Source organism: Streptomyces sp. NPDC047085 (assembly GCF_040643735.1).
Classification (GTDB): domain Bacteria; phylum Actinomycetota; class Actinomycetes; order Streptomycetales; family Streptomycetaceae; genus Streptomyces.
In genome coordinates this window covers 162,566-176,984 of the sequence record NZ_JBEYUW010000011.1, presented here as the reverse complement: position 1 = coordinate 176,984, position 14,419 = coordinate 162,566, and the positions used below count along the sequence as shown (strand labels likewise).

General features: G+C 70.7%; 12 protein-coding genes. 2 read left to right on the top strand and 10 right to left on the bottom strand.

Annotated elements, in window-relative coordinates; all coding sequences use genetic code 11:
- Positions 1-80 precede the first annotated feature (80 nt).
- The 4 genes from ABZ865_RS31380 to ABZ865_RS31365 all read right to left on the bottom strand — a co-directional run bounded on the left by ABZ865_RS31380 (position 81) and on the right by ABZ865_RS31365 (position 4,339).
- Positions 81-1,436 (bottom strand): replication-associated recombination protein A, encoded by a 1,356-nt coding sequence (locus tag ABZ865_RS31380; protein ID WP_361237733.1) that lies wholly within the window; start codon positions 1,434-1,436, stop codon positions 81-83.
- 43 nt (positions 1,437-1,479) lie between these two features.
- Entirely contained in the window at positions 1,480-2,136 is a 657-nt protein-coding gene (locus ABZ865_RS31375; protein ID WP_361237731.1) for a vitamin K epoxide reductase family protein, read from the bottom strand.
- 213 nt (positions 2,137-2,349) lie between these two features.
- Complete coding sequence (hisS, locus tag ABZ865_RS31370; RefSeq protein ID WP_361237728.1) at positions 2,350-3,612, bottom strand: histidine--tRNA ligase; 1,263 nt, start codon at positions 3,610-3,612, stop codon at positions 2,350-2,352.
- Between the two features lie 13 nt (positions 3,613-3,625).
- Positions 3,626-4,339, bottom strand: coding sequence for an MBL fold metallo-hydrolase (locus ABZ865_RS31365; protein ID WP_361237725.1), 714 nt, complete (start codon positions 4,337-4,339; stop codon positions 3,626-3,628).
- Positions 4,340-4,521: 182 nt separating this feature from the next.
- Here ABZ865_RS31365 and ABZ865_RS31360 point away from each other — a divergent pair, with 182 nt between their 5' ends.
- Positions 4,522-5,337, top strand: a complete 816-nt coding sequence (locus ABZ865_RS31360) for a peptidylprolyl isomerase (RefSeq protein ID WP_361237722.1) — start codon at positions 4,522-4,524, stop codon at positions 5,335-5,337.
- A gap of 169 nt (positions 5,338-5,506) precedes the next feature.
- On the top strand, positions 5,507-6,736 hold the full coding sequence (locus ABZ865_RS31355; RefSeq protein WP_361237719.1) for a DUF349 domain-containing protein: 1,230 nt from the start codon (positions 5,507-5,509) through the stop codon (positions 6,734-6,736).
- A gap of 183 nt (positions 6,737-6,919) precedes the next feature.
- Here the strand turns inward: ABZ865_RS31355 and ABZ865_RS31350 are convergent, their stop codons facing one another.
- The 6 genes from ABZ865_RS31350 to secF form a co-directional block, all read right to left on the bottom strand.
- Complete coding sequence (locus ABZ865_RS31350) at positions 6,920-8,059, bottom strand: caspase family protein (RefSeq protein WP_361237716.1); 1,140 nt, start codon at positions 8,057-8,059, stop codon at positions 6,920-6,922.
- Entirely contained in the window at positions 8,040-8,417 is a 378-nt protein-coding gene (locus ABZ865_RS31345; protein ID WP_361237713.1) for a hypothetical protein, read from the bottom strand. Before ABZ865_RS31345 ends, ABZ865_RS31350 begins: the two co-directional genes overlap by 20 nt.
- Before the next feature lie 37 nt (positions 8,418-8,454).
- Entirely contained in the window at positions 8,455-9,828 is a 1,374-nt protein-coding gene (locus ABZ865_RS31340) for a serine/threonine-protein kinase (RefSeq protein WP_361237710.1), read from the bottom strand.
- Between the two features lie 118 nt (positions 9,829-9,946).
- Entirely contained in the window at positions 9,947-12,502 is a 2,556-nt protein-coding gene (locus ABZ865_RS31335; protein ID WP_361237707.1) for a RelA/SpoT family protein, read from the bottom strand.
- 271 nt (positions 12,503-12,773) lie between these two features.
- On the bottom strand, positions 12,774-13,313 hold the full coding sequence (locus ABZ865_RS31330; protein ID WP_361237704.1) for an adenine phosphoribosyltransferase: 540 nt from the start codon (positions 13,311-13,313) through the stop codon (positions 12,774-12,776).
- Positions 13,310-14,419, bottom strand: coding sequence for a protein translocase subunit SecF (secF, locus tag ABZ865_RS31325; RefSeq protein ID WP_361237701.1), 1,110 nt, complete (start codon positions 14,417-14,419; stop codon positions 13,310-13,312). The genes ABZ865_RS31330 and secF overlap by 4 nt, the downstream gene beginning before the upstream one ends.

The following is a 14,419-nucleotide window of genomic DNA, read 5'->3' as shown; positions in this document are numbered from 1 at the left end:
CCACGAGGAATCGGGTCTCCGGCTGGCTGTCCCGCTCTGACTGCACGGGACTCAGCACTTCGGGGCAGTCTACAGGGTGCTCAGGACCGCCTGCGACCGAGGTGCTTGCGGGTCCATTCCACGGCGTCCGCGTACCGCGCCTCGGCGCCGTGCCGGGTCGGGGTGTAGTACTCGCGGTCCTTCAGGGCGTCCGGGGCGTACTGCTGCTCGGCGATGCCCTCGGGCAGGTCGTGCGGGTACACGTACCCCTGGGCGTGCCCCAGCTTCTTCGCCCCCTGGTAGTGCCCGTCCCGCAGATGCGGTGGCACCGGTCCGGCCAGACCCTTGCGTACGTCCTCCATGGCCGCGCCGATCGCGGTCGTCGCGGCGTTGGACTTCGGGGCGAGCGCCAGAGCGATGGTGGCGTGGCTGAGGGTGAGGGCGGCCTCGGGGAAGCCGATCATGGCGACGGCCTGGGCGGCGGCGACGGCCGTGGGCAGGGCGTTCGGGTCGGCGAGGCCGATGTCCTCGCTCGCGGAGATCATCAGGCGGCGGGCGATGAAGCGGGGGTCCTCGCCGGCCTCGATCATGCGGGCCAGGTAGTGCAGGGCGGCGTCGACGTCGGAGCCGCGGATGGACTTGATGAGGGCGCTGGCGACGTCGTAGTGCTGGTCGCCGTCGCGGTCGTACTTCACCGCGGCCCGGTCGACGGTCTGCTCCAGGGTCTGGAGGGTGATCACGCTCTCGCCCTGGTCGAGGGCGGCTCCGGCGGCGGCCTCCAGAGCGGTCAGGGCCCGGCGGGCGTCTCCGCCGGCGATGCGCAGCAGGTGCTCCTCGGTGTCCTCGGGGAGAGTGACCGCGTCCTTCAGACCGCGCTCGTCGGCGAGGGCGCGCCGGAGCAGGCCGCGGATGTCGTCGTCGGTGAGGGGTTCGAGGGTGAGGAGGAGGGAGCGGGAGAGCAGCGGGGAGATCACCGAGAAGTACGGGTTCTCGGTGGTCGCCGCGATCAGGGTCACCCAGCGGTTCTCGACCGCCGGGAGCAGAGAGTCCTGCTGGGCCTTGCTGAAGCGGTGGATCTCGTCCAGGAAGAGGACGGTCTCCTTGCCGAAGCCGCCGGTGGCTCGGCGGGCGCCGTCGATGACCGCGCGGACCTCCTTGACCCCGGCGGTGATGGCGGACAGCTCCACGAACCGCTTGTTGGTGGCCTTGGAGACGACGTAGGCGAGGGTCGTCTTGCCGGTGCCGGGCGGGCCCCAGAGGATCACGGAGGACGGTCCGGCCGGGCCGCCGTTGCCTTCGCCGACCAGGCGGCGCAGCGGGGAGCCGGGCTTGAGGAGGTGCTGCTGGCCCACGACCTCGTCGAGCGTGCGCGGGCGCATCCGCACCGCCAGGGGACTCGCTGCCGGGTCCTTCTCCTGGCGTTCCTCTGCTGCGGCGGTGAACAGGTCGGGTTCCACGCTGAAACCCTAAATCACGGCACTGACAACGCGGCCGACGCCGTCAGCTGGTCCAGAAGTCCCACCAGCGGGTCAGGATCAGCATGCCGATGATGCCGATGTGCAGGACCGGCAGCACCCAGGTGAACTCGGCGAAGAAGCCCTTGAGCCAGCGCGGGGCGGGCAGGAAGTCGTTGCGGATGTTGAAGGAGGTCACGTACCAGAACATGATGATCGTCGCGACCCAGGCGAGCGAGCACCACAGGCACAGCGCGTTGATCCGGTACAGCGACTGGAACATCAGCCAGGCGCAGAAGCTCACGCCGAAGAGGGTGCCGGCGTTGAAGGTCAGCCAGTACCAGCGCGGGAAACGGGCGCGGGCGAGCAGGCTCATGCCGACGCAGACGACGATGCCGTAGCAGACCAGGCCGAGCATCGGGTTCGGGAACCCGAAGGCGGCGGCCTGCTTGCTCTCCATGACGCTGCCGCAGGAGACGACCGGGTTGAGGCTGCACCCGGGGGTGAAGGTCTTGCCCGCGACCTTGGCTTCCAGCAGCTTGAACTTGTCGATCGTGATGACCCAGGCGGCGAGCAGTCCGGCCGCGCCGGTGATCACCAGCAGCAGGGCGAAGGCGCGGCTGCCGCCCACCGTGCGCGGTGCGTCGACGGCACGCTCGGGCCCGGGCTCCGTGGAGACGTCTTTGACTGTCGTCTTGCTCATCACGCCGATTCCGTCACTTGAGACTTGGACCATCTTCGGGCAGGGGTCATTGTGCCGTACGCGCGCGGGTGCGCACCGTTCGCTCCGCATAAGCATGTACGTATGACCGGCGCCGTCCGTTCGGTTCCGGACAGCGCCCGCGTCCGGGTACGACAAGGGCGCCGGACGCTCCTCGGGGAGCGTCCGGCGCCCACGCGCGCGTGTGTCGTGCGGCTAGCCGAGCCGTGCCTCCAGCTCGGCCACGATCTCGTTCACGCCGATCGCCGTCTGCTCGCCGGATGCCATGTCCTTGAGCTGGACGACGCCCTCGGCAAGGTCGCGCTCGCCCGCGACGATCGTGTAGCGGGCCCCGCTGCGGTTGGCGTTCTTCATGGCGCCCTTCAGGCCCTTGCCGCCGTACGAGAAGTCCGCCGCGACGCCGGCCTTGCGCAGCTCGGTGACCTTGGCGAACAGCACCCGGCGGGCCTCCTCGCCGAGCGGCACCGCGTAGACGCTGGTGGAGGACGGGATGTCCAGCTCCACGCCCTCCGCCTCCAGGGCGAGGACCGTGCGGTCGACGCCGAGGGCCCAGCCGACGGACGGCAGCGCGGGGCCGCCGATCATCTCGGACAGGCCGTCGTAGCGACCGCCGCCGCCCACCGCGGACTGGGAGCCCAGACCGTCGTGCACGAACTCGAAGGTGGTGCGGGTGTAGTAGTCCAGGCCGCGCACCAGCTTCGGGTCGTCCTCGAAGGCGACGCCCGCCGCGGTGATCAGCTCGCGGACCTCCTCGTGGTACGCCTTGCACGCGTCGCACAGGTAGTCGCGCAGCAGCGGCGCGCCCGTCAGCTGCTTCTGGACCGACTCGCGCTTGTCGTCGAGGACGCGCAGGGGGTTGATGTCGACCCGGCGGCGCGTGTCCTCGTCCAGGTCGAGCCCGCGCAGGAACTCCTGCAGCGCGGCCCGGTAGACCGGACGGCACTCCTTGTCGCCCAGGCTGTTCAGCAGGATGCGGAAGTTCCTGAGCCCGAGGGAGCGGTACGCCTGGTCGGCCAGGATGATCAGCTCGGCGTCCAGCGCCGGGTCCTCCGCGCCGATGGCCTCGGCGCCGACCTGGGAGAAGTGCCTGTAGCGGCCCTTCTGGGGGCGCTCGTAGCGGTAGTACGAGCCGGAGTACCAGAGCTTGACGGGAAGGTTGCCCGACTTGTGCAGGTTGGCCTCGAGGGCCGCGCGCAGCACGGAGGCCGTACCCTCGGGGCGCAGGGCGAGCCTGTCGCCGCCCTTGGTCTCGAAGGCGTACATCTCCTTGGTGACGATGTCGGTGGACTCGCCGACACCGCGCGCGAACAGCTCGACGTTCTCGAAGCCGGGCGTCTCGATGTAGCCGTAACCGGAGTTGCGCAGCGGGGCGGCGATCGCCTCGCGGACGGCCAGGTACGTCGCGGAGACCGGCGGGATCAGGTCGTAGGTGCCCTTGGGGGCCTGGAAGGTACTCACGGAAGCTCTCTCGTCACATTCCTCGTCGGGGAGCGGCATCAGCGTTCGCTCCCTGGCCGGCGGCCACCTGCCGCAGATAGGGGTTGGTGGCGCGCTCCTGGCCGATGGTCGTCTGGGGGCCGTGCCCGGACAGCACCACGGTGGAGTCGTCGAGCGGCAGGCACACCCGGCCCAGCGACTCGAGCATGTCCGCCATGGATCCGCCCGGCAGATCGGTGCGTCCGATGGAGCCGGCGAACAGCAGATCCCCGGAGAAGAACACCGACGGGATGTCGGCGGTCTCGGGCATCCGGAAGGTCACCGACCCCTTCGTATGGCCCGGGGCGTGCGCGACGGAGAACTCCACTCCGGCCAGTTCCAGCTTCGCGCCGTCGGTCAGCTCCTTGACGTCGTCCGGCTCCCCCACGGTCAGCTCGCCCATCAGCGGCATGCCGATGGACCGGCCGAGCGCCTTCTCGGGGTCGCTCATCATGTACCGGTCCTCGGGGTGGATCCAGGCCGGTACGTCGTGCGCGCCGCACACGGGGACGACCGAGGCCACGTGGTCGATGTGGCCGTGGGTGAGGACGACGGCGACGGGCTTGAGCCGATGCTTCCTGAGCGTGTCCTCGACTCCTTGGGCGGCCTGGTGGCCCGGGTCGATGATCACGCACTCCTCACCGGCGGCGGGGGCGACGAGATAACAGTTCGTCCCCCAGGCCCCGGCGGGGAACCCGGCAATGAGCACGATCGTCCTTCGTTTGTGTCGATACGGGAGGGCTTACGGGCGCGGCGCCCGTGGTCCAGAGCCTACCGGCGCTGCCGTTTCCTCAGCGAACCCATATACGGTACGGGGCTATACGCGGCTGTCGGCTCACAGGACGCACGCGTACCGGTCGGCACACGACACGCATTGAGGAGAGAAACCCGGTGGTCAGCCAGGAGCAGCGGCGGCGTCAGCTCGCCCGGGAGAAGTTCTTGCGGCAGCAGCAGCGGCGCACCGACGCGCGGCGCAAGTCGCGGATGCGCAACTCCGTGATCGCGTCGGTGCTCGGCGTGGTCGTGATCGGCAGTGTCGCGCTGTACACGACCGGGGTGCTGAAGAACGACGACAAGAAGGCGAACGCGAGCGCCGACGTCACCCCGAGCCCGTCGGCGAGCAAGGCGCCGGATCCGTGCGAGAAGCCGGCCGCGGGCTCCGCGACGAAGGAGAAGTGGGCCAAGGAGCCGGCGATGACGATCGACACGTCGGAGAAGTACACGATGAAGCTCGCGACGACGTGCGGTGACATCGACGTCGCCCTGAAGGCGTCGGCGGCGCCGCACACCGTGAACTCGTTCGCCTTCCTGGCGGGCAAGGGCTACTTCGACCACACCAAGTGCCACCGCCTGACCACGAACGGCATCTACGTGCTGCAGTGCGGCGACCCGACGGCCACCGGCACCGGCGACCCGGGCTACAAGCTCAAGGACGAGAACCTGAAGGACGAGAGCCTGAAGGGCAACGTCTACCCGAAGGGCACGGTGGCGATGGCCAACTCCGGGCCGAACACCAACGGCAGCCAGTTCTTCCTGGTCTACAAGGACAGCCCGCTGCCGCCCAACTACACCCCGTTCGGCACGATCGACGAGGCCGGTCTGAAGGTGCTGGACAAGATCGCTGCGGCGGGCGAGAACACCGGTGCCGGCGACGGGGCCCCGAACGCGACGGTCGTGATCGACAAGGCGACGGTCACCAAGTCCTGACGCCTGCCTGGAGCTCACTTCCCGAAGCTCAAGACGGCCAACAGCGGAATTTCGGTCGCGCTGGATGCGGACAGGCAACCCGCTGGTCGCCTATGTTGGCCGTGACGAAACTGTGGACGATGCCAGGGGGCCGGGAGGCACCTCGCAGGCATCATGTGGAGGAGGCGCTGTGAGCAGCGACCCGTGGGGCCGCGTCGACGAGACGGGGACCGTGTACGTGCGTACGGCCGACGGCGAGCAGGTCGTCGGTTCCTGGGCGGCAGGCTCCCCTGAGGAGGCGCTTGCCTACTTCGAGCGCAAGTACGAGGGCCTGGTTGTCGAGATCGGCCTCCTCGAAAAGCGAGTGCAGACCACCGACCTGTCGGCGAAGGACGCCCAGACCGCGATCGACCACCTGCGCGAGCAGGTGGACGCGCACCACGCGGTCGGCGACCTGGACGCGCTGCGCAAGCGGCTGGACAAGCTGGTGGAGACGGTCGAGGCCCGCCGTGAGGAGCGCAAGGCCCAGCGGGCGAAGCAGTCCGACGAGGCCCGCAAGGCCAAGGAGGACCTGGTCACCGAGGCCGAGCAGCTGGCGCAGTCCGACCAGTGGCGGGCCGCCGGCGAGCGGCTGCGCGCCCTGGTGGACACCTGGAAGGGGCTGCCGCGGCTGGATCGCAAGTCCGACGACGAGCTGTGGCACCGCTTCTCGCACGCCCGGTCGGCGTTCTCCAAGCGTCGCAAGGCGCACTTCGCTCAGCTGGACGCGCAGCGCGAGGAGGCCCGCCGGACCAAGGAGCGGCTGGTCGCCGAGGCCGAGTCGCTGTCGGCTTCGACGGACTGGGGTCCGACGGCGGCTCGCTACCGCGAGCTGATGGCGGAGTGGAAGGCGGCCGGCCGTGCCCAGCGCGAGCACGAGGACGACCTGTGGAACCGTTTCCGCGGTGCCCAGGACGTGTTCTTCGCGGCGCGCAGCTCGGTGTTCGCCGAGCGGGACGCGGAGCAGTCCGAGAACCTGAAGCTCAAGGAGGAGCTGGCCGAGGAGGCCGAGAAGCTCCTGCCGATCGGGGACCTGAAGAGCGCGCGGGCGGCCTTCCGCTCCATCAACGAGCGCTGGGAGGCCATCGGCCACGTCCCGCGGGACGCGCGTCCCAAGGTCGAGGGGCGGATGCACGCGGTCGAGCGGGCCATCCAGGAGGCCGAGGAGGCCGAGTGGCGCCGGACGAACCCGGAGGCACGCGCGCGTGCCGAGGGTCTGACGGGTCAGCTGCAGGCCGCCGTGGACAAGCTGAAGGGCCAGATCGAGCAGGCGCGCGCCCAGGGCAACAACGCCAAGGCCGACAAGCTCGAGCGGGAGCTGGAGGGCCGCCAGGCGCTCCTGGACCAGGCCCTGAAGGGTCTGCAGGAGTTCGGCGGCTGACGACGCCGGACGACGTCGAGGTGCCCCGGCCGGGGGCACCGGCCCAGGTCGAGGCCCCGCGGCTCATCCGAGCCCTGCGGGGCCTTCGCCGTTCCGGGGCTCTGCGCCGCCTGGGCGGGGCCGACGGTACGGCGGGTCCGCGGGGCCGACGGGTTCGGCAGGTCCGCGGGTCCGCACGTCCGTTCAGCGGGGGCGGACGCTCTGCTCCAGCGTGTCCAGGGCGTGCCGGAGGACCTCGCAGGCCTGGCTGTGGTTCCCGGCGGACTGCAGGAGCTCGGCGAGGCGGCGGCACACGGTGACCGCCTCCGGCCCGAAGCGCTTGTGCGTCAGCAGGAACGCGCTCTCCAGCACCTCGATGGCCTGCCGGTCCTGCCCGGACTCGGTGAGCAGCTCCGCCAGCTCCAGGTGGACGCCGATGGTGTCGCCGTCCGCCTCCGGGGCCCTGCTCTGGAGGATCATCGTCAGGACGGGCAGCGCGTCGCGGCTGCGCCCCACCGACCTGAGCAGGCGGGCCAGTTGGAGCCCGGAGGAGATCATCGCCGCCTCGACCTCGGCGTCGATGACGGGCCCGGCCGGGGCGTACCGGGAGGCGCGGGCCCGGTTGCGTACCAGCGGCAGGAGGCCCACGTCGTTCTCCTGGCTGCGCTGCGGGCGCGGGCGGTTCTTGGCGCCGAGCCGGGCGTCGACGGCTCGGTAGAGGGTCTCCAGGTCGAGCGTCTCGGGCCCGCCGGGCACGCCCTGGCGCAGGACGTGCAGCAGTTCGGCGGTGAACGCCGTGTACCGCTCGCCCTCGGGGGCGAGGGCCACATGGTCCTTCGGGGACGCGGTCAGGACGTAGGCACCCTGGATCCCGGCCTGAGCGGCCAGCGCGCTGGGTGCGGCGAGCGTACGGGCCGCGCGGCCGCTGAAGCAGCAGTCCAGGATCACGATCTTGCGCTGCGCGGAGGAGGCGCGGACGGCCGCGCGCAGGTGCCGGTACTCGACCGCGGTGTATCCGGCGCCCTCCCGGGATCCGGTGAGGGCGAGATACAGGTCGGCGGAGTCGGAGTCCCTGAGTCCGTGTCCGCAGTAGTACACGAACAGGGTGTCCGTGGCCCGTTCCCCGGCGGCGTAGACGGGGTCGAGGAGGGCGACGGAGTTCTCCGGTTCGCTGACGGTGAGCGTGTGGGCCTGGGGCAGGCCCCACACGCTCGCGTCCTGGAGGGCCGTGGCGAGGTCGGTGAGATTGGCCGGTACGGCGGGCAGCTGCGCCAGGTGCGCGTAGGCGGAGGTGCCGATGAGGACGGCCGCCGAGGCCGAGGGGTCAGGCAGTTCCGCCGTCACCTGGCCGCTCCTCGCTCTCCAGCAGTTCGGCGACTCTGCGTACGGTCTCGGGGTCGCTCCCGTCCACCTCCACCACCAGGTCGCCGCGGCGCAGCACGACCCGCGCCGCGGACCGCCGGTGGGTGCGCCACTGGTCGATGGCGAAGGTCAGCTGGGCGCCGGACAGGCCAGTGCCGACGGCCAGCGAGATGAGGTCGAGGAGCGTGCCCAGGTGGTCCGGGCGTGCGGGCTCGGAGCCGGCGAGCGTGCCGTGTATGTGCCGGCCCACGTCCTCGTCGGCCTTCAACCACCGCAGCAGCGACCGGAGTTCGCTCTCCTGCTCGGCGGCGTCGGTCAACCGCACCTCGATCGGGGGCACGGCTCCCCTCCTTCCGGCACCGCGCGTCGGCGCCATGTCAGTCGCGTTCCGTGAGGACGGCTGTCACGCCCGCCGTGACGTCGGCGAACTTGGCGACGGCTTCCGGCCCGGCGCCGAGCCGGGCCAGGCAGACGCCCTGCCAGTAGTGACAGGCGAGTGTGGTCGGGTGCCCGGGTCCGAACGACGCCCTGCACACCTCCGCCACCATGGTCAGCAGCTCCACGGCCTCTCCCAGGGAGCCGCGCAGCAGCAGGCTGACGGCCTCCCGCTGGCGGGCCTCGGCCATCTCGGGCGAGATGCCGCGCCGGATCCTGGTGAGCGTGGCGTCGCTCAGTCCGAGTTCGCCGACGGGGTGCGACCGCCTGTTGTGCTGGGTCACGTCCTCCGAGTCCGCCGGCGCCGACTGCGGGTCTCCCGGTTCGATCGCAGGCGGACCCGAGATGTCCAGAGAGCCCGGGGCGTCCGAGCCCGGGGGGTCCAGCGAGCCCGGGGGGTCCAGCGAGACCCGGCGCACCGGCTCCGGGACGAAGTCGCGTACGGCCTGCTCCCGCAGGTTGCCGGTGGCCGCCTCGGCGACCAGTTCGGCGGCGTTCGGGGGGCAGCGCAGCAGGGTCTGCACCTCGTCGGCGACGGGCCGCAGGGCGGGGTCCTTGGCCAGGAGCCGGGCGACCAGATCGGCGAGGTCGTCGGGGACGCCGCGGGTGCCGCGCAGCGACGGTGCCTCCTGCTGGACCACCCGGAACAGGACGGTCACGGCCGAGTCGCCCTCGAAGGGGCGCTTGCCGGCGAGCATCTCGTACATGCAGGCGCCGAGGGCGTACAGGTCGGAGTAGGAGCCCGCGCGGTCGCCGCTGATGACCTCGGGGGACATGTAGACCGGCGTGCCGACGGCCATGCCGGTCGCGGTCAGATGGGTCTGCGCGGTGTCCCGGATGTGGGCGATGCCGAAGTCCTGGAGGACGACCTGCCCCTCCCGGGTGAGATGGATGTTGCTCGGCTTGACGTCGCGGTGCAGCAGGCCCGCGTCGTGCGCGGCGGACAGGCCCGAGCACACACCGGAGGCGACGGCCCGTACCAGGGCGTGCGGCAGGGTGCGGCGGATGTTCAGCAGGCGCGCCAGGTCGACGCCTTGGAGCAGTTCCATGACGAGGTGCGGCACGCCGTCCTCGACGACGATGTCGTGCACGATCACCGTGTTGGGGGACCTGATCAGCGCCAGCGCGCGGGCCTCGCGCAGGAATCGCTGCTGCTGCGCCGGGTCGGCGAGGCCCATCAGGACCTTGACGGCCACCCGTCGGCCGAGGAGCAGGTCGCTGGCCTCGTAGACCCGGCCCATGCCGCCGGAGCCGAGCTGCCGCTCGATCGCGTACCGGCCGGCGATGGTGTGCCCATCTGCCGCTGGACCCCCCATGGCACCCCCCGAACGCCGGATGCCCCGATCATCCTGCCGGGGGCGCGCCGCGGGCAACCGCTTTGCGAGAAAGCGGAGTTGTGTTCCCGCGACCCCCGCAAGATCCGGAAGACAGGCCCTAGCGCTGCTGCCGGGCCGAGGTGACGCGGTAGACGTCGTACACGCCCTCCACGCCCCGTACGGCCTTCAGGACGTGGCCGAGGTGCTTCGGGTCGCCCATCTCGAAGGTGAAGCGGGAGGTGGCCACGCGGTCGCGGGAGGTCTGGACGGCGGCGGAGAGGATGTTGACGTGCTGGTCGGACAGGACGCGGGTGACGTCCGACAGCAGGCGGGAGCGGTCCAGGGCCTCGACCTGGATGGCGACCAGGAAGACCGAGGACTGGGTCGGCGCCCACTCGACGTCGAGGATGCGCTCGGGCTCGCGGGACAGCGACTCCACGTTGACGCAGTCGCTGCGGTGAACCGATACGCCGCTGCCCCGGGTGACGAAGCCGATGATCGGGTCGCCGGGAACGGGCGTGCAGCAGCGGGCCAGCTTGACCCACACGTCGTCGACACCCTTGACCACGACGCCGGGGTCGGAGCTGGAGCGGCGCTTGCGGCCGCGGGTGCGGGTCGGCGGGACGGCCTCGTCGATCTCCTCGGTGGCGGCCTCCTCGCCGCCGAGTGCCGATACGAGCTTCTGGACGATGTTCGGTGCGGACACATGGCCCTCGCCGATCGCCGCGTACAGCGCGGAGATGTCCGAGTAGCGCATCTCGTGCGCGAGCGTGACGAGGGAGTCGCCGGTGAGGATGCGCTGGATGGGCAGGTTCTGCTTGCGCATGGCGCGGACGATGGCGTCCTTGCCCTGCTCGATCGCCTCGTCGCGGCGCTCCTTGGAGAACCAGGCCCGGATCTTGTTGCGGGCGCGCGGCGACTTGACGAAGCCGAGCCAGTCGCGGGACGGGCCGGCGCCGGTCGCCTTGGAGGTGAAGACCTCGACCAGGTCGCCGTTGTCCAGGGTGGATTCGAGCGGTACGAGACGGCCGTTGACCCGCGCTCCTATGGTGCGGTGGCCGACCTCGGTGTGGACCGCGTAGGCGAAGTCGACCGGGGTGGCCCCGGCCGGCAGCGCTATGACGTCACCCTTCGGGGTGAAGACGAAGACCTCGTTGCGGGACAGGTCGAAGCGCAGGGACTCCAGGAACTCGCTGGGGTCCTCGGTCTCCTTCTGCCAGTCGAGCAGCTGGCGCAGCCACGCCATGTCGTTGAGGTGGTCGTCCTTGCCCTTGCCGGACGACCGGGGCACGTCGGTGCGGACCTTGGAGGCGCCGGCGACGGCCTCCTGCTTGTACTTCCAGTGCGCGGCGATGCCGTACTCCGCGCGCCGGTGCATGTCGAACGTGCGGATCTGCAGTTCGACGGGCTTGCCGTTGGGCCCGATGACCGTCGTGTGCAGCGACTGGTACATGTTGAACTTGGGCATCGCGATGTAGTCCTTGAACCGGCCGGGGACCGGGTTCCATCGCGCGTGCACGGTGCCGAGGGCGGCGTAACAGTCGCGGACCGTGTCGACGAGGACGCGGATGCCCACCAGGTCGTAGATCTCGGCGAAGTCGCGACCTCGCACGATCATCTTCTGGTAGACGCTGTAGTAGTGCTTCGGCCGGCCCGTGACGGTGGCCTTGATGCGGGCGGCACGCAGGTCGGCCTGGACCTCGTCGGTCACTATGGCCAGGTATTCGTCACGCTTCGGTGCCCGCTCGGCCACCAGCCGTACGATCTCGTCGTACATCTTGGGGTAGAGGATCGCGAAAGCGAGGTCCTCCAGCTCCCACTTGATGGTGTTCATGCCGAGGCGGTGGGCGAGCGGCGCGTAGATCTCGAGCGTCTCGCGCGCCTTCTTCTCCTGCTTCTCGCGCTTGAGGTAGCGCATGGTGCGCATGTTGTGCAGGCGGTCGGCGAGCTTGATGACCAGGACGCGCGGGTCCTTGGCCATGGCGACGACCATCTTGCGCACGGTCTCGGCCTGCGCGGCCTCGCCGAACTTGACCTTGTCCAGCTTGGTGACGCCGTCGACGAGGAGGGCGACCGTGTCGCCGAAGTCGCGGCGCAGCTGGTCGAGGCCGTACTCGGTGTCCTCGACGGTGTCGTGCAGCAGCCCCGCCATCAGCGTGGCCGGGTCCATGCCCAGCTCGGCGAGGATGGTGGTCACGGCGAGCGGGTGCGTGATGTACGGGTCGCCGCTCTTGCGCTTCTGGCCGCGGTGCCAGCGCTCGGCGACCTGGTAGGCGCGCTCGATCTGCCGCAGGGTCGAGTTCTCGATCTTCGGATCGTTGCTGCGCACGATGCGGAGCAGCGGCTCGAGCACCGGGTTGTACGGGTTCGCGCGCTGCACGCCGAGGCGGGCCAGGCGGGCGCGGACGCGGTTGGAGGAGCCGGAGCGGGGTGCGGGCTGGACCGCGGCGGGGCGCACGGGCGCCGGGGGTCCCGCCGCTCGAGCGGAGTCGGGAGTGGGGGACGGTTTGGGCCGCGAGGCCTCGGAGGTCTTCTCGACGGGCGCGGACTGGGCATGCTCGACCGTCCCGCGGGCGTCGTTCTTGGCGTCGGACGCGTTCGGCGCGGGCTTCACCGCGGAGGCCGAGGCGGGCTCGGGCTTGGCGGCGGTCAGTGGCTGGGCCTCGTCTGGCAAGAGGGCTCCTCGTGCGCGATCCGGGTCCCCCGGTCAGGCTCCGGAGACCCCATGGTAGCGATCCCGGGGCTTGTCATCGCCTGCAGGCGGATGTGAGAGCGGTCTTCCAGTGCAACGCGGCGGGCCGGCAGGGGATTCCTGCGAACGGCGGAGCGGTGTTCTCCCGGTGACCGGGGGGGTCCGGCGGGTGGTGCGGGTGGTGCGCCGGGAAGCACGAAAGCGGCCCCGGCGAAGAAGCCGGGGCCGCTCGCGCACGTCACCGTACGGACGCTCAGACCTGGAGCAGCGCCTCCAGCGGCGCCCCGTTCAGCGCGGGCTCCAGCCGCGCCCGGCCGCCCAGGAAGCCCAGTTCCATGAGCACGGCGAGACCGGAGACCTCGGCCCCGGCCCGCTGGATCAGCTGGATCGCGGCCTCGGCCGTACCGCCCGTGGCCAGTACGTCGTCCACGATCAGCACGCGGTCGCTGGAGGCCAGATCCTCCGCGTGCACCTCGATCTCCGCCGAGCCGTACTCGAGGTCGTACGCCTGCCGCAGCGTCGCGCCCGGCAGCTTCCCCGCCTTGCGGACGGGGATGAACCCGAGCCCGGCGCGCACGGCGACCGGCGCGCCCAGGATGAAGCCCCGGGCCTCCAGGCCGACGACCTTGGTCGCCCCGGTGTTCGCGGCGATCTCGGCGAGCGTGTCGGTCAGGGCCGTGAACGCGGCCGGGTCCGCCAGGAGCGGCGTGATGTCCTTGAACATCACGCCCGGCTCCGGGTAGTCGGCCACATCACGGATGCGGCTGAGCAGCAGCTCCTCGATGTCGGTCATCGACGCTTCCCGGAGGGTCGGCCGCGGCCCCGGCTGCGGGCGGCGCCCTGGCTGCGCGGGCCCACCACGGCGGGCGCGGCGTCCTCTGGCTCGGCACCGTCGGCGGACCGGGCGTCCGTGAGGTCCTCCTCGGCGGCGGCCTGGGCACGCTTGGCCAGGACCCGCTTGCGCAGGGCCTTCATCGCCGGCTCGCGCTCCTTGAGGTCGGCGACGAGCGGGGTGGCGATGAAGATCGAGGAGTAGGCACCGGCCGCGAGGCCGACGAACAGCGACAGCGAGATGTCGTTCAGCGTGCCGGCGCCGAGGAAGCCGCCGCCGATGAACAGCAGGCCCGCCACCGGCAGCAGGGCGACCACGGTGGTGTTGATGGACCGCACCAGCGTGCCGTTGATCGACTGGTTGGCGATGTCGCTGTAGGTGAAGCGGGTCTGCTTGGTGATGTCCTTCGTCTGCTCCTTGAGGCTGTCGAAGACGACGACCGTGTCGTAGAGCGAGTAACCGAGGATCGTCAGCAGACCGATGACCGTACCGGGCGTGACCTCGAAGCCGACGAGGGCGTAGATACCGGTCGTGATGGTGATGTCGTGGATCAGCGCGACGAGGGCCGCGACGGCCATGCGCCACTCGAAGGCGATGGCCAGGTAGATCACCACGAGCACCATGAAGATCGCCAGGCCCTCCCAGGCCTTGTTGGCGATCTGCTCACCCCAGCTGGGGCCGACCAGGTCGGCGGCGAGCTTCTCGGGGTCGAGGCTCAGGTCCTTGGCCAGCGTCTGCTTGATCTGGTCGGACTTGTCGGTGTCGATGCCGGCGATCTGGATGCGCAGGCTGCCGTTGCCGAGCTTCTGCACGACCGCCTCGTGGCCCGAGGCGTCCTTCGCGTACCCCTCCGCCTGGGCGACGGAGGTGCTCATGTGCGTCGGGGTCGTGAAGACCGCTCCGCCCTGGAACTCGATGCCCATGTTCAGGCCGCGCACCGCCAGGCCGAGGATGGCCGTGATGGTGATCAGGATGGAGATGCCGTACCAGATCTTGCGCTTGCCGACGAAGTCGTAGCTGATCTCGCCGCGGTGCAGCCGGGCGCCGAGGTTGCCGAGTTTCGACAT

Excerpts from the sequence above, each read along its gene's own strand:
- ABZ865_RS31340 (WP_361237710.1), bottom strand. The coding sequence starts at position 9,828 with ATGGGGGGTCCAGCGGCAGATGGGCACACCATCGCCGGCCGGTACGCG.
- ABZ865_RS31330 (WP_361237704.1), bottom strand. The coding sequence starts at position 13,313 with ATGACCGACATCGAGGAGCTGCTGCTCAGCCGCATCCGTGATGTGGCC.
- ABZ865_RS31375 (WP_361237731.1), bottom strand. The coding sequence starts at position 2,136 with ATGAGCAAGACGACAGTCAAAGACGTCTCCACGGAGCCCGGGCCCGAG.
- secF (WP_361237701.1), bottom strand. The coding sequence starts at position 14,419 with ATGTCGAAACTCGGCAACCTCGGCGCCCGGCTGCACCGCGGCGAGATC.